Genomic DNA, 15,695 nt, shown 5'->3' with positions numbered 1-15,695 from the left:
AATGAAAAAAAGTCTACTGCTTCTCTTCCTAGTGGTCATTCTGGCGACATTTCCGTTAATCACCCAAAAAGGAACTGAATTTGGCGGGGCAGATGGAAAGGCCGAGGAAGCCATCATTGAAATCCAGCCGGACTATGAGCCTTGGTTCAACAGTATCTGGGAGCCGCCAGGTAGTGAAACTGAAAGCTTATTGTTCGCGCTTCAAGCTGCAATCGGATCTGGATTCATTGGTTATTTCATCGGAGTTATGAGACAAAAAAACAAACAGGCAACTCAAGAAAAGGAGGAAAAGGCATCACATGTTACTCATTGATAAATATGCTTATTTTAATCGGCTAAAGAATGCTCATCCGCTAGAGAAAATGATACTTGCCCTCTCCCTTTTACTGTTTTCATTAGCTGTGAAGGATGTGTTCGTTTCACTCATCACGTTTACCTTGATGAGTGCTTTTATTATTTTCGGGGCAAAAATCCCAATCTCTTATTATCTAAAATTACTCTTATTACCTGGATTTTTTTTACTGTCGGGTACGTTCACAATCCTTTTTTCCTTTTCAAGCAACAATACGTCGATTCCAAATGTATGGTTGTCCTGGAATGTCGGCAGCTGGCAAATCTTTATAAGCGAAGATAGTATAAAAACGGTAATCAGTCTGATCGTTGTTGTATTAAGCAGTATCAGCTGTTTATATTTTTTAACGTTAACCACACCAATCACAGCCATTCTACATGTGTTGCGAAAGCTGAAACTACCATCATTGTTGATTGATTTAGTTGAATTGACTTATCGGTTTATTTTTATTTTTTTAGAAACAGCTATGGACATCTATCAATCGCAGTCATCACGACTTGGTTATAGTACAATGCGAAGGGGAATCCGGTCACTCGGCATGCTCATATCTGCCCTATTTCTAGGTGTATTCCAGCGCTCTAAGCAATTAACGATGGCCATGAACGCAAGAGGATATCAAGAGGATATATCGTTCATCGAAGACTCTTACCGTTTTTCTCCAATCAATTGGCTGATTACCATTGGGATTCTAGTAAGTTTGATCATTACATATATTTTAGTTGGAGGCAGTTTATAATGGCAGAGTTTATTTTTGAAATAGATGGCCTAACCCATCAATTCACGGATGGGACGATCGCTTTAAAAAATCTTTCACTTACGATTCAACAAGGGAAGAAAATCGCTTTATTAGGCAATAACGGTGCCGGAAAATCTACCTTATTTCAACATTTAAACGGTCTTTTACAGCCAACATCCGGATGCATCCAATTTAAGGGAAAGAAATTGAAGTATGATCGAAAAGCCTTATTATCGTTACGAAAGCAAGTCGGGATCGTTTTTCAAGACCCTGATTCCCAGCTTTTTTCCGCTAATGTACAACAGGATATTTCATTCGGACCGATGAACTTAGGTTGGGCGAAGGATGAGGTGCTTCTGAAAGTGGAATGGGCGATGAAGCAAACAGAGGTAACGGAATTGAAAGATAAACCCACCCATTTTTTAAGCTTAGGACAAAAAAAGCGCGTCGCCATTGCTGGGGTGTTAGCCATGGAACCAGATGTATGGATCTTGGATGAGCCTACGGCTGGATTGGATTCTTACTTTTCCAAACAGATTTTAACATTACTCGATCATATTCATCAGCCTGATAAAACGATCATTTTATCAACCCATGATGTAAATCTAGCCTATCAATGGGCGGATGAAATCATTGTCATGAATGATGGAAAAATTATCTATCAAGGAGACCCCGCCACTATTTTTCATCACGAAGAACTTTTGCACCAAGCGCATTTAGAAAAACCATGGATTGTCGAAGTATACCAATCTCTTAGCGAAGCAGGGATTTTTAGCGTAGAAGCCTCCCCAAGAAGTAAGGAAGAATTGTTTCAAACATGGAATTTGAAAAGTTTAGAATAAGAAAAATAAGAGAGTCGTCCATTATATGTCCCAGTAGCTCAGCATGATAGAGCGGCAGCCTCCCAGGCTGTAGGTCATAGGTTCGATTCCTATCTGGGACGCTAAAGAGAAGCAGCCAAAACCTTGTAGTGCAAAGGTTTTGGCTACCTTATTTTGTCGTCAATTTAAGCTTTTTCAAAAAAATTGCCCTACGTTCAAACAGTTATCTGAAGATCCTGTTCGTACATTCGGTATTCTCTTTCAGCATTCCAGAAAAAGTCTTTTACTAATGTCCTCTTGAAACATTTTTTTCTTTTAATTTTCCACAGTGGACATTCTAAGAATGAAAGGGCCTCCTCATTTGTTACTTCCACACCATCTAACGCTCGATCTGCAAGTTCCATCCATTGATTTATCTTCCTACCCCCATCTGATTTATAAGTAATGTCACGTCTATGTGATCCTTTACCATGTTTTGAACGCTTTCTTTTGATATTTCTTTAAGCTTAGGTGTTATTCCTAAAATAGGCACATCGCATAACTCTTCAATTAATTTCGGGTTTGTTTTTTCCGCAATGTCAGGATGATCACTTATTCCGTTAATCACTATTCCGGCAATCTTAAGTCCTATGCTTTTTGCGTATTGAACAGTTAGAAAAATATGATTGACCGTACCAAGATTAGGGCGAGCTACAATAACAATTGGAAGCTGTAAAGCTTTAATTAAATCACTGACTAAGAAATTTTCACCCAATGGCACTGAAATACCTCCAGCACCTTCTACTATAAAATATTCGTGTATTTCTCTAATCCTTTCCCAGCGGTACAATACATCTTCAATGTCAACTACCTTCCCTTCCAGCTTTCCTGCAACATACGGAGCAAGTGGCTCCTTGAATGAAAAAGGGGTAATGTCTTCATAGGAAAGAGACGTTTGTGACATTTGCTTTAGTAAGCTTGTATCGCTTTCTGGATGGTCACGCGAAATGCCACTTAACAATGGCTTAAATACTCCAACATCAATCTTTTTCTCTTTTAATACAGCTGCAAGTCCACAAGATATAGTTGTTTTCCCAACTCCAGTATCAGTTCCTGTTACAAAAAAACCCTTCATTTAATCATGTTCAACTCTTTTCCGATTAAATTAAATGTCTCTAACAAGTAATCTATTTCTTTTGAAGTATGGTCAGTGGTGACAGTTAACCGAATACGACTTTCTCCTATTGCTACTGTTGGTGGACGAATAGCTGGTGCGTATATTCCTTTTTCCTGTAATCTGTTCGCAAATGTTACAGCCTTTTGGGTATCCTCAATGATCACTGGAATAATCGGTGTATGATCCCCTTTCACTGTATAGCCCATTTCTTCTAGACTGGTTTTTATCTGTTTTACTTTTAAAAGCAACAGTTGGCGCTTTTCTTTACTTTGTTCAATAATCTCCAAGGCTGCATACGAAGCAGCACAGATGGATGGTGGGATAGCCGTTTGAAAGATAAACGTTCTAGCATGGTTTAGCAGAAAGTCAATTAACACCTTTGAACCAGCGACAAAACCCCCTTCCGTACCAATGGCTTTGCTTAGGGTACCAATCACCACATCAGGAAAAACACCGAAATATTCACTAGTTCCCCTACCGTTATCTCCTAAAACACCGGTTGCGTGTGCATCATCAACAATAACGAAAGCATGATAGCGTTTAGCAAGTGACATAATCTTATCAAGAGGCGCAATCGTACCATCCATACTAAATACTCCATCTGTTACAATAAAACGTCGCAGATAAGATTCTGTTTCTTTCAGCTTTCCTTCAAGATCATCCATATCAACATGCTTATAAATAACTGTGTCAGCTTTTGAGAGGCGGCAACCATCGATAATACTCGCATGATTTAATTGATCGCTTAATAGTACGTCCCCTTTTTCAGGTAATGATGACAATACACCGACATTAGCTAAATAGCCACTTGAAAACAGAAGGGCTGCTTCCGTTTGCTTAAAACTTGCGATTCGTTCTTCGAGTTTTTCATGCCATTCAGAATTACCTGTAGTTAACCTTGAGCCACTACTTCCTACTCCAAAATCATGTAGTACCGTTCCTGCTACGTAGACCATTCGTTTATTATTCGCCAGCCCTAAATAATTATTTGATGAAAAGACGATTTGTCTCTGACCATCAATAGACATCTCAGGTCGAGGAGCTGTATTCATTGTTCGTAACTTTCGATACAAGCCAGACTCTTTCGTCTTATCTAATTGTCGGCTTAACCATCCATCAAAGTTCAACACTAGTTACCTCATGGATTGCTTCTTTCATGATCGTTACCATGGCTTCAAGTTCTTCCCTTGTACTGACAAGTGGAGGCATAAATACAATTACATCACCCAATGGTCTCGTTAGCATACCAAGCTCTCTCATTTTTAATGAAACCTGATATCCTACTCGTTTTTCTGGAGAAAAAGGCTCTTTTGTTTCCTTTGAGCTAACAAGTTCTACTCCACACATAAAACCCAGCTGCCTAATCTCTCCAACGTGAGGGAGTGATTGTAGCTCATTAAGGAGTAAATCAAGATCCTCTGCTTTTTGGGCTACCTGTTCAACGACTTTTTCAGATTCAAACAAACGTAAATTTTCAATCGCAACCGCACATCCAAGCTGGTTGCCCGTATAAGAATGACCGTGGAACAAGGTTTTTAACTTTTCGTAGTCATCATAGAATGCCATGTAGATTTCCTCTGTTGTAAATGTTGCAGCAATTGGTAAATAGCCTCCTGTAATTCCCTTCCCAGCTGCCATTAAGTCTGGTTGCACACCTTCGTGTTCACAAGCAAACATTTTCCCTGTCCGGCCAAAGCCCGTCGCAACTTCATCAACAATCATTAAGACATCATATTTTGTACAAAGCTCACGTACACCTACCAAAAATCCTTCTGGCATAACGATCATACCAGCAGCCCCTTGTACCATCGATTCAATGGAAAGTGCTGCTATTTCTTGGTGATTTTCAATAAGTAACTGTTCAAGTGCATATAGACATTCATCGCGACACTGTGCAGGATCACCACTCTCAGAGTGATACACGTAAGGGATTGGTGCCTTAAAACTCTCAAACATTAATGGTCCGTATACATGATGGTAAAGCTCGATTGAACCAACACTTACTGCACCAATCGTATCGCCATGATAGCCATTTTGCATCGCAATAAATTTTTGTTTCTCTGGCTTACCTATGTTCTTCCAATATTGAAACGCCATTTTAAGAGCAATTTCCATTGCTTCTGCTCCACTATCTGAATAAAAGACGCGTGTCAACTTTTCTGGACTTATTTCAATTAGTTTTTCAGCCAGCTCTGTTGCTGGAACATTTGTCATTCCTAACAATGTTGAGTGAGCGATTTTTTCAAGCTGTTTCTTAATCGCATCATCTAATTCCTTTTTTCGATGGCCATGTACATTGAGCCAAACAGAAGAAAATCCATCATAATATTCCTTTCCATAAATGTCTTTCACTTTTATTCCATTACCACTCTCAATAATCAAAGGATGTTCATCATAATCTTTCATTTGTGTGAAAGGTAGCCAGAGGTACTTTTTACTTTTTTCAATTAATCCTTGTGTCATTTTCTTCCCCCCATTGAATGAAGACTGGCTGCTTTTCTAGATAGTGTAAATATGAATTCGGATCTTTTGAGCAATCAACAAAGAAGATTCGACAGCCTCGTTCATCTCCGTATTCTTTTAGCTTAGTGATACGTTGATAACCTAGATTTTTACTTGCTACATAGCCGGTTAAAATCTGGTTTTCCTCTTGAATGAGTTAAGTTTCTAATAAGGCATTCACTGCATGTTTATATCGCTATAGGTTGAAAGTAAGTTCTCCACCAGATATATGCTTTCCACCATATTCATGAGATCCATCCTTGGCAGCTCTCATTCTAACGCTATAATACTTTCCCTCTTGCATACCTTCTATCCTCCCCCTTGTTATTGTTTCAATTTGTTAGTGGAATAACGTCAATTAAATATTATCCTGGGATCGCTGTAATAATAACGATCTACCAATAATTGATTTCTAGCGAATTTGCCGTAATAAGTAAAGAGAAACCGAAACAAATCCACTCGTAACAATCCAATTAATTACTGAAATTCCCACTTATCAACCACATTACCTTTTAAATGTAAACTAAAAATGAAAACTGGTTAACAATATATTAAAATTGTTAATCTATTCTGTCAATATTGTTAACGAAATTAGGTGGAACTCCTATCGGCCTTGACTGTCCTGTGTCGACCAGCTCGTTATTTTTTCGCAACAGATTATTCTTTGGAACACTCTAAATCATAGATATCCATAAACGGACTTAATGTCATTGATTGCTGTTTTTGAATCATCGCACCCACCCACATGATTTTGATACGATAATTATACCTTTTTTTTACATTAAGAAGACTTTTTCAGTGGCCTATGGGAGCCAAGGGGTTTCAAACTGCCCGTTTTTACCGTTTATGCAGAATTTTACACAACGTTGATAAATCAATGTTTTTGGCTCCTGAAGAAGCCAGGCGGCTGCATAATAAAAAAGAGGAGATTATACAACCTTTTATCAATTAAATGTCCTAAAAACAAAACAGACGCCTTCCTTCAGGAATGCACCCTTTTCTTGAATAAAGAATGATCAAATTGAAAAACGGGGGACCTTCCATTAAAGCCCCCTATAATTGGGTTACAAGGTCAAAATACCTTTGACATATAATACTCATCATAAAAAGTTCCATCTATCATAAGAGAATTTCTTTTTGTGCCTTCTATTTCGAATCCGCACTTTTTATATAGAGCTACACCTGCTTCATTTTTAGTAACCGCTGTGAGCTCCAATCGTGAAATGTGGTGACTTTTCGCCCACTCTTCTACGCGTTGAAATAAAGCTGTTCCAATCCCCTGTCCTCTGTTTTGCTCTAAAATTCCAACAACAATGTAAGCAGAGTGTTTAGTCCTCTTTACACTTCCACCAATAGCAATCAAATAACCTATTAAAATTCCTTCTTGTTCAGCTACAAAGATTGTTGAATTGTTTTGCTGTCCAAGACGTTCTAAATGTTTACGTTGCTGTTCAGGAGTAGTTTTTCTTTCTCCAGCTTCCATAAGCATAAAATTTGATTTAGCTTCTACTTTCTTAATGAGATTTATAAAATTCTCTGCATCCTCAATTTTTATCTCTCTAATTAACATAAAATGCTCCTTCTGTCAGTACTTAGTTAAACCTTTTAAATCTGTCTTACTTTACTTGTACCATTAACCTGCTCAGGCGCCTGAGCAGGTTTTTTATTGCACTTTTTTAGAAATCAAAAAAACAGGACCTTTTAAAAAGGACCTGTTTTTTATAAAAAAATATATTACGCTTTTTGAACGTTTGCAGCTTGAGCTCCGCGAGCACCTTGCTCAACGTCAAAAGAAACTTTTTGACCTTCGTCTAATGATTTGAATCCTTCAGTTTGGATAGCTGAGAAATGAACGAATACGTCGTCTCCACCTTCACGTTCGATAAATCCGAAACCTTTTTCTGCATTAAACCATTTAACTGTACCTTGTTCCATATTTGTTGCCTCCTAGTGCGTTAAACACACAATGTGTTACTATCCTTGCCCAAAGTGATCATCAAGACGAAAAGCCGAATACTTATACTATCTATCCTTTGCACCGAACAAAAATAATTCTCCTTTATCGTAACAGAAAATGGAAGTGAAAGCAAATTAACAGAAAATAAGTACCAAATACTATTTAAATCCAACGTGATACTATTCACAGATTGTCTGATAAATTCTCATTTTTAGATTCTTGGTTAAAGGTTAGTACCTCTTCAACTGGCTGATATGATTCGCCGTAAAAGTGTTGGGCCCTATATGTATGAATCATATCATATGTTTTTTTCATCGCTTCAAAAATCATTTCTTCAGACTCATTATTTGGTGCCCAAAAGAGGATTTCCATTTCATTAATCTCTTTTGTGGCCAGAGATCTTCTCTTAAACCCGATTGACTTTGCATGTTCAAACCCTTCACGTTTATAGAAGCGCATCCGTTTTTCTGAATCACTGTCATCATAGTTAATTGGTTCAACCTCAAGAATGATTGGTTTTCCTTTTCGTTTCAATTTTCCCAATAGTTTATGGCCAAGTCCCTGGCCACGGGTTTTTTTCGAAACAAACAGATAATCAATAAATACAAAATTGTCTAGTTCAACATACATTAACACATGATCAGGACTCTCATCTTTATAATAGATTTCTGAACGCTCTTTAAGTAAGGTTTCCATGTGCTCTCTTGATTTCATTTCTTCAATCGGAAAATATTGATTTAATTTTTCATACCAATGCATGGATCTACTCCCTTATAACGTTTTTCCGTGCTCAAATTTTAACAATATAGAAAACCTTAATAATGGAAGTATTTGTTGACTTTCCTCATTTAATACCGCTTCATTCTTTTACAATTATGGTAAAAATAACCAGTACGTTTCTTTTTCTTTTTCTTCCAAACCTATCTACGTGAATATATTCCTTTTCCTTCAAAATAAAAAGCATCCGATCATTCGGATGAATACTTCATTATTCCGTGCAAAAAAACGGAGTATTCTCGTTGGACACACTCTCTTAATTTGATTTTTCCTTCTCTTTCTAATTCTTTCAACAATTCTTCAATCGTATTTTCATCTTCTTTAGTGGATTTAGGAATCTCTATTGAAAATAAATTTCCTCGACTGGCGGTCTGAAGGTTTTTTAACAGTCTATCTTTATTCATTGGGCCATCCCCTTTTGTTTACTCTTTTCGACATAGAGGGAGCATTCCCCTTCTTTTACTCCGCATTATTGCTCAATTTAAGCAAAGCATTCATTTACTTTTAGAAACTCTCTGCTGCAACATTAGAAGCAATTTTCTCTATTTCTTTTTTCTCCACTTTTCCCTCCTCTTTACACCCTGTCAGGAATAAAAACAATATAATAAGGCCAACCCTTGCCTCTTCTCATACATTTTGCTCCAAATTCTTGGAAAAGTTTTATATAATGGAATTATACTTCTTTTTATTATCGCTACAACTACCGAATAATGATGAATTATCTTATCAGCTTCTTTTTTTGCATCGTTACTTAATTCTTCAGTCAACATAGATTTCAACTTTTAGCATATTATTAACTTATCTTTCACAAACCGACACTCCTAGCAAACCTTTGATATACTATAGCAAGCTGGTAAAAAAAAAACTTTTAAAATAGCTCATTGATTTTTCCTCTGCAAGAGTAAGAATTTCCTAAACTACAGGTTTAGATTTTTGTTTAAGAAAGGCAGGTCACTAACATGGCGGAAAACTATACCACGAGACAAGAACGCCGAAAGCAAAACGAGGCTCAGAAGAAAGGAAAACCCAAAAAAGGCGGTCTTTTTAAACGTATTTTTCTTGTCCTCGTTACAATTGGAATTATCGGCATTATTGCTGGCGGAGCCACGTTTGCCTACTTTATCAGCGATGCTCCTAAGCTTGATGAAAAGCTGTTAAAAGATCCGGTTTCCTCAAAGATCTTATATGGCGATGGTGAGCTTTTAACGAGAGTCGAACTGGAGCGGCGTGACTTTGTCGCCTACGAAGACATACCTAAAAAGGTGGAAAATGCTGTGTTGGCAACAGAGGACGTCCGTTTTTATGAACATCACGGGATAGACGCACTTCGCCTGGGAAAAGCAGTATTGGCCAATTTTACTGACGGTTTTGGTTCACAGGGTGCCAGTACGCTAACACAACAGGTTGTAAAGCGGTCTTATCTGACCGCAGATAAAACAGTGAAACGGAAAGTACAAGAAATGTGGTTGGCTTTTCAGCTTGAACAGAAATATACAAAACAAGAAATCTTTGAAATGTACGTGAACAAAATTTTCTTTTCCGAACGGGCAAACGGGATTGCTACGGCATCAAAGGTCTATTACGGAAAAGAATTAAAAGATTTAAAGATGAATGAGATCGCAATGCTAGTCGGCTTGCCGCAAAGCCCTAACCGGTATAATCCGTATGAACATCCGGATCGTGCCAAGGAGCGGCGTGATGTTGTTCTCTATCTTATGAACAGACATGGTTTTATCAGTAAAGCAGAAATGGAAAAGTCACAAAATGTATCCATTGCCGAAGGGCTTGTGAAGAAAGAAACAAAAAAGGATATGAGTACGTATGATGCTTTCATCGATCAAGTGATCGAAGAAGTGGAAAGCATGGGTGATTATAATGTGTATACCGATGGGTTGGAAATTCACACGACACTTGACCGTGATGCCCAGGAATATGTCTATAAAATGTTGAATACAGAAGAGGTTATTAAATATCCAAGTGAAAAACTTCAAGCTGGCATTACCTTGCTGGATACGAAAACAGGTGAAATCCGGGCTATCGGCGGCGGCAGGAATACGAAGGTTTCACGTGGCTTCAATTACGCGGTGGATTCAAAACGACAGCCGGGTTCGACCATTAAACCAATTCTTGATTACGGCCCTGCGGTTGAATACCTCAATTGGTCGTCTTCTCAGCAAATAACAGATGAGGAATATGAATACACCAACGGGACTCCACTAAAAAATGCGTCTAATCGTTATTATGGTTCGATGTCAATCAGGGAGGCGCTGGGACGTTCATTGAATATTCCCGCAGTAAAGACGATTCAGGCAGTCGGGCTTGATAGAGCAAGGGATTTTGCAAGCAATTTAGGCATCCCTCTTCCAGAAGAAATCCACGAAGCTTATGCAATCGGTGGTATAACAAACGGAATTTCTTCCTTGCAGCTTGCCGGTGCATACAGTGCGTTTGGAAATGGCGGTAAATATATAAAACCTCATACAGTCAAAAAAATTGTGCTGAGAGATAAGACGACTGTTAAAAATCAGGTGCAACCGAAAGCGGTTATGAAGGACTCAACTGCATTCATCATTTCGGATATGCTAAAGAGCGTCCTTAACGAAAGCTACGGTACCGGACGCCTTGCAAATGTTTCAGGGCTGCCTATAGCAGGTAAAACCGGATCGACAAACTTTGAAGAAGAAGACCGTCTTAAGTATAATATCCCTGCTGAAGGAGTCCCGGATAGCTGGATGGCCGGGTATACGACAAATTATACCGTGGCAGTCTGGGCTGGCTATGACACTGAAAAGGATAAGAAGGAATATTTGGGAACGGAATCTCAAAAGATACCTAAATATCTTTTTAAGAATTTAATGGAATATGTCTCACAGGACGTAGTAACTAAGGATTTCAAACAGCCTGACAGCGTTTTTGCAAGTTCTGGTGAATATTATGTAAAAGGGCATCAGCCGATTACGGTTGCAAAAAAGAATAATAAGCCAGTCAAGAAAAGAAGTGAGCCAGTTGCAGAACCAGCAGTGACTCCAGAAACTATTGAAGAAGATAAAAAGGATGAAGAAACCGATGATTCTAAGGTAAAACCGCCTGAACAAGAAAAAGAGCCCAATAAGGAAGATGAAAACAACGGTGAAGGCGACAATGACGACCAAAACGGTAATGAAAACAGCAATGGTAACGGCAGTGGTCCAGATGGCAATGGCAATAGCAATGACCCAGAGAATGGAACAGATGATGGATCAGCGGATGATGAGAAACCAGACGATGGTTCAGCGGATGATGATGGAACACCCGACGATGGATCCGCGGATGATGTGAAACCGGACGATGGTTCAGCAGGTGGTGGAACACCACCGAACGATGGATCTGCGGATGACGGGACACCCGATGATGGATCAACGAATGATGGAACACCCGACGATGGATCGACAGATGATGGATCAAGAGAGAATGGTTTAGGTGCCGGAAACAATGGCAATAGCAACGATTCCAAAAATCCTGGTAAGACACAGCCTCCTCCAACCGGACAGGAGCAAGTCAAACCAAAGGAGCCTAAAGTAAAAAAAGAATCCAAACCAGTTGAATCAGCTAATCCGTAAAGATGCAGAAAAATTTTGGTGACTGATAGTAAGCAAATCAATAAAACCGTTAAAGAGCCCGGAAGAAAAATTACTCCAGGCTCTTTTCAGTTGGGTTGAACACCAATTTTACCCAAACAGTTTTTTAAACAGGGTTGAACCACCATAAAGAGTCATGTATGGAAACTGTTCGTGTCACTACTATTATGGTCTATATATTCCCGTTATCATGCATGGATTGGGAGCGAAGGATCATGATTGTTTTTTATGGAACTCCCAGGGCGAATTCACACGATTTGAGGCTCTGTGAATAATTCAGGTTTAGTGATGTTATAATAATGATCTAGCTATACTTTACTTTTGCATTGAAAAGGAGTGATTAAATGCAGAAGAGCAAAAATATTAAAGTTGGAATCGGTTTTGCGACTGGGAGAAAGAGTTTTCAAAGAGTGCTGAGAACCAACATATACAACTGGAATGAATCCGGTTTGGTAGAAAACAAAAGGATCAGTTTAAATCTTTTTGTCGCATATGATCTTAATTATCATAACACCAAAATAACGGATTACACCAATGTGCACCCAGAACTAGTCGAACAGATTGATAGTAGCAAATTTATTGGAAGCATCGCTATACAAGAAGAAATTGACTATTTAATTCGAGAAAACGTCATCAATATTGATGAAGCTCGCATGATTTTTGGCAAGGGGTATGCAGCCAAGCGTAACGCTGTGCTATACCACGCTATAAAGCACAATATGGATTATCTGGTTTTTATGGACGACGACGAATACCCAATGGCAGTGACCAATACGCGCAAAACTGCAACTTGGGAAGGCCAGTTTGTTCTGTCAAACCATCTTAAATATATCACTCAAGCGGACATCACCCATGGAAATCATTGTGGCTATATATCGCCTATTCCCTATATGGAATTTAACGACACTATGACCGAAGCGGATTTCCGCTCTTTTATAGAGGTTATCAGCAATGATATCATTAACTGGGATACCTTGAAAACCGTTATGAAAAACGGCGGGGTAACATATGCTGATACAAAGATATTGACTAGCGATGATGCTATAGAGGTGCAGGAAACAAACCATGCCAAATTCATCTCAGGCGCTAATCTGTGTATTAACCTTACCGATTCTCGCCGTATTTTTCCGTTTTACAATCCACCGGGAGCTAGAGGAGAGGATACTTTTTTAAGTACCTGCCTAAGCGAACGAAAAGTTTTGCACGTGCCATGCTACACGTTCCATGATGGGTTTTCTACCTATAACCACCTTTTAGAAGGTGTTCTCCCAATCCGATTGAAGTTCATCAAAGCTGATACCAAACAGATTACCACTCGCTTTTATAATGCCTGTATAGGTTGGATTCGTTATAAGCCATTACTGCTCTATATCACACAGCCGGATCGTTATGGGGAAAAGATTGAAGAGATGCGCGAACAGCTTAAGGTGACATTGCCTAAAATCTGCGCTTATTTCGGACAGCCGGATTTTATTAATGTCTTAGCTGAATTGGAGAAATACCATAAAAATGTTGAAAAGCATTATCGTGACTTCCTTGAAACAAAACGTATTTGGGCAAAAATCATGGAACACTTTGCGCATCATCAGTAAGTATATAAGAGGTACCGCTAACATTTTGACGTAAAATCCACTATAAGACAATTATTGGAAAAGAAAAGCTAATTTCTCCAACGCTAAGGAGAAATCAGCTATATTATTATGTCTTTAATGGACATAATTGATTTGAGTTAGGTACCTTTTTCAAGTCAAATGTACATAGAACCCTATTATATTAACCATGGCTTTAATGTAGAATTATGAAGTTCTTTTGCTGCATGGACTGGATCACCTTATTCTTGTTACAGCCTTCATCCCCTGCTTTATAATAAAAAATATTCTTAACTATTATTTTTATTTATTACAGGTACTCTATGAATTATGTTGATCTCTTCTAAGTACAGCGTTGAACCCGGAGCTATTATAGGCGGACGGGTCAATGTTCGGCTCAAACTCGTTCAGTCGATAAATCCTGTTGGTGATCACCTCTATGTTTAAGATTTGAACACTTTCACAAAGAATGCTGCTGATAGAAAAATTTGTTAAGAAAACGTAAAGTTTGGTTTCCTTTTCTCTAAAAACGCTGAAACTCCTTCACGGTAATCATCTGATTCAAACGATTCAAGCACTAATTCCGCTGTTTTTTCAGAGTCTTTTACATCCCCCTCAAGAACGCGATTAATAATCGTTTTTGACCCCCTGACAGCCATTTGAGCATTTTGGCAGATAAGCTTAGCAAACTGATACGTTTCTGCTTCCAGTTGGGTTTTATCTATTATTCTATTAATTAACCCCATCTGGAAAGCTTCTTCGGCTTCCATAATCCGACCCGTGAACAAGATATCTTTTGCATGTGCCGGGCCCACCAAATCAACTAGATTCTTCGTGCCAGGTGTATTGTAGATCAGTCCGAGTTTGGCCGGAGTGATTCCAAAACGGCCGCTGTTATCAGAAAAACGAAAATCGCATGCGACTGCTATTTCACATCCCCCGCCGACACAGAAACCTGATATCATGGCAATGCTTGGTTTCGGACTTTTTGCGATCTTTTCTTCAAGCACCATGGTTGCATCATTATATTTTGCGGCTCCTTCCGCTGTATAACGGATCGTTTTGAACTCCCCGATATCGGCTCCCGCTGAAAAAGCCACATCCGTTGTGCTGCGGAAAACAATCACCTTTATTTCGCTGTTTTCATTACACTCATCCACTAACCGGGCTAAATCAACCCACATCTCATAGGTCAGTGCATTCCTTTTTTCAGGCCGATTAATGTAAATCGTTCCTACTCCATCTTTTACATCCAAATAAACTTTTTTTTCGTCGGTCAAAGTCAACTTTTTCAACTCCTTCTTATGTGGAAACGACATGCGGAAATTGTTTCACGATCCCCTTGTCTAATTTAATACGTATCCAAGGGCGTTCATTCTCCCACTCTAGTGACATTGGGACATTAAAAGTCTTCTCTAGCAATGATTCTGTTAACGTTGTTTTCTTGTCTCCTTTGGCTATTACGTTTCCAGAGTTAATTAGCAAAGCATGGGAAATAGAAGGGACGATTTCTTCAATATGGTGTGTTACATACAATAAAGTCGGGCCATCAGGTGCAGCAATCATCTCTTCAATCGTGGACAATAGTTCTTCCTTAGAGTAGATATCTAATCCATTACAGGGCTCATCTAGGATTAACAAGCGTGGTGAAGCCATTAGTGCTCTAGCAATCATTGCTTTTCTTTTTTCACCTTGAGAAAGAGAGGTAATTGATTGATCAGCCAAATGCCTTATTTTGAACTGTTCAAGTAATTGCTTTCCTCTCTCTACATCACCTTCTGTAATTTCCTCATATAAACCAATTGAAGCAAATTTACCGCTTAATACGATTTCAAGCGTTGTATCACTAAGACGTGTCTGAAACTGGTCATCTAATGAGGCGCTCACCCAGCCGATACTTTTCCGCAATTCAGGAATATTCGTCTTTCCAAATCTTTTTTCTAAAACAGAAACTTCTCCGCTATTAGGCCATTGATACCCGGTAATCACCTTAAGCAGAGAAGTTTTTCCTGATCCATTTAACCCAAGAAGTGCCCAATGCTCCCCCATTTGAACATCCCATGAAACCTCGTTTAATATTTGCTTCCCATTTCGTTTCCAATCAATGTTCTTGACTGAAATTACGCTGCTGCTGTTAGTTTGACTCATTTAAATCCTCCTGTTTAAATGGTTTCCGCTCTCTCAATTG

The 15,695-nt window shown here is 38.8% G+C and carries 14 protein-coding genes, 1 tRNA gene and 2 pseudogenes; 6 read left to right on the top strand and 11 right to left on the bottom strand.

Features of this window, described 5'->3' with window-relative positions; translation table 11 throughout:
- The first annotated feature begins 1 nt into the window (after window position 1).
- The 4 genes from ELQ35_RS09650 (at window position 2) to ELQ35_RS09635 (ending at window position 2,031) form a co-directional block, all read left to right on the top strand.
- On the top strand, window positions 2-313 hold the full coding sequence (locus ELQ35_RS09650; RefSeq protein ID WP_126864601.1) for an energy-coupling factor ABC transporter substrate-binding protein: 312 nt from the start codon (window positions 2-4) through the stop codon (window positions 311-313).
- Window positions 300-1,088 carry a cobalt ECF transporter T component CbiQ gene (cbiQ, locus tag ELQ35_RS09645; RefSeq protein ID WP_126864600.1) on the top strand — a complete coding sequence of 263 codons (789 nt, stop codon included), beginning with the start codon at window positions 300-302 and terminating at the stop codon, window positions 1,086-1,088. The genes ELQ35_RS09650 and cbiQ overlap by 14 nt, the downstream gene beginning before the upstream one ends.
- Window positions 1,088-1,930, top strand: coding sequence for an energy-coupling factor ABC transporter ATP-binding protein (locus tag ELQ35_RS09640; RefSeq protein ID WP_126864599.1), 843 nt, complete (start codon window positions 1,088-1,090; stop codon window positions 1,928-1,930). The genes cbiQ and ELQ35_RS09640 overlap by 1 nt, the downstream gene beginning before the upstream one ends.
- Window positions 1,931-1,957: 27 nt before the next feature.
- A tRNA-Gly gene (locus ELQ35_RS09635) sits at window positions 1,958-2,031 on the top strand.
- A gap of 207 nt (window positions 2,032-2,238) precedes the next feature.
- Here ELQ35_RS09635 and ELQ35_RS23070 read toward each other — a convergent pair.
- From ELQ35_RS23070 to ELQ35_RS09590, 9 genes and pseudogenes are all read right to left on the bottom strand, one after another.
- Window positions 2,239-2,325: pseudogene (locus ELQ35_RS23070) on the bottom strand (hypothetical protein); the annotation flags it as partial.
- Window positions 2,322-3,023, bottom strand: a complete 702-nt coding sequence (bioD, locus tag ELQ35_RS09625) for a dethiobiotin synthase (RefSeq protein ID WP_126864597.1) — start codon at window positions 3,021-3,023, stop codon at window positions 2,322-2,324. The gene bioD and the pseudogene ELQ35_RS23070, both read right to left, overlap by 4 nt.
- The gene (bioF, locus tag ELQ35_RS09620) at window positions 3,020-4,192 is read right to left on the bottom strand and encodes an 8-amino-7-oxononanoate synthase (protein ID WP_126864596.1); all 1,173 of its coding nucleotides are present in this window, start codon (window positions 4,190-4,192) and stop codon (window positions 3,020-3,022) included. The genes bioD and bioF overlap by 4 nt, the downstream gene beginning before the upstream one ends.
- Window positions 4,182-5,528: an adenosylmethionine--8-amino-7-oxononanoate transaminase gene (gene bioA / locus ELQ35_RS09615; protein WP_126864595.1), complete on the bottom strand. Its 1,347-nt coding sequence runs from the start codon at window positions 5,526-5,528 to the stop codon at window positions 4,182-4,184. The genes bioF and bioA overlap by 11 nt, the downstream gene beginning before the upstream one ends.
- Window positions 5,509-5,700 (bottom strand): annotated as a pseudogene (locus ELQ35_RS23725) (6-carboxyhexanoate--CoA ligase); the annotation flags it as partial. The pseudogene ELQ35_RS23725 and the gene bioA, both read right to left, overlap by 20 nt.
- A gap of 939 nt (window positions 5,701-6,639) precedes the next feature.
- The gene (locus ELQ35_RS09605; protein WP_126864594.1) at window positions 6,640-7,137 is read right to left on the bottom strand and encodes a GNAT family N-acetyltransferase; all 498 of its coding nucleotides are present in this window, start codon (window positions 7,135-7,137) and stop codon (window positions 6,640-6,642) included.
- Between the two features lie 164 nt (window positions 7,138-7,301).
- Window positions 7,302-7,502: a cold shock protein CspC gene (gene cspC, locus ELQ35_RS09600; RefSeq protein WP_126864593.1), complete on the bottom strand. Its 201-nt coding sequence runs from the start codon at window positions 7,500-7,502 to the stop codon at window positions 7,302-7,304.
- 205 nt (window positions 7,503-7,707) lie between these two features.
- Window positions 7,708-8,283, bottom strand: a complete 576-nt coding sequence (locus ELQ35_RS09595; RefSeq protein WP_126864592.1) for a GNAT family N-acetyltransferase — start codon at window positions 8,281-8,283, stop codon at window positions 7,708-7,710.
- 209 nt (window positions 8,284-8,492) lie between these two features.
- Complete coding sequence (locus ELQ35_RS09590; RefSeq protein ID WP_126864591.1) at window positions 8,493-8,705, bottom strand: hypothetical protein; 213 nt, start codon at window positions 8,703-8,705, stop codon at window positions 8,493-8,495.
- 555 nt (window positions 8,706-9,260) lie between these two features.
- On the opposite strand from ELQ35_RS09590, the gene ELQ35_RS09585 reads away from it, so the two are divergent.
- Window positions 9,261-11,900 (top strand): PBP1A family penicillin-binding protein, encoded by a 2,640-nt coding sequence (locus tag ELQ35_RS09585; protein WP_126864590.1) that lies wholly within the window; start codon window positions 9,261-9,263, stop codon window positions 11,898-11,900.
- Window positions 11,901-12,262: 362 nt separating this feature from the next.
- Entirely contained in the window at window positions 12,263-13,510 is a 1,248-nt protein-coding gene (locus tag ELQ35_RS09580; RefSeq protein ID WP_126864589.1) for a hypothetical protein, read from the top strand.
- 488 nt (window positions 13,511-13,998) lie between these two features.
- On the opposite strand, the gene ELQ35_RS09575 is transcribed toward ELQ35_RS09580, so the two are convergent.
- Complete coding sequence (locus ELQ35_RS09575) at window positions 13,999-14,793, bottom strand: enoyl-CoA hydratase/isomerase family protein (protein ID WP_246026020.1); 795 nt, start codon at window positions 14,791-14,793, stop codon at window positions 13,999-14,001.
- Between the two features lie 16 nt (window positions 14,794-14,809).
- Window positions 14,810-15,655, bottom strand: a complete 846-nt coding sequence (locus ELQ35_RS09570; protein ID WP_126864587.1) for an ABC transporter ATP-binding protein — start codon at window positions 15,653-15,655, stop codon at window positions 14,810-14,812.
- Window positions 15,656-15,695: the final 40 nt, after the last annotated feature.

The organism is Peribacillus cavernae, assembly GCF_003989135.1.
GTDB classification, from domain to species: Bacteria; Bacillota; Bacilli; order Bacillales; family DSM-1321; genus Peribacillus; species Peribacillus cavernae.
This window is presented reverse-complemented; position numbering and strand designations above follow the sequence as displayed.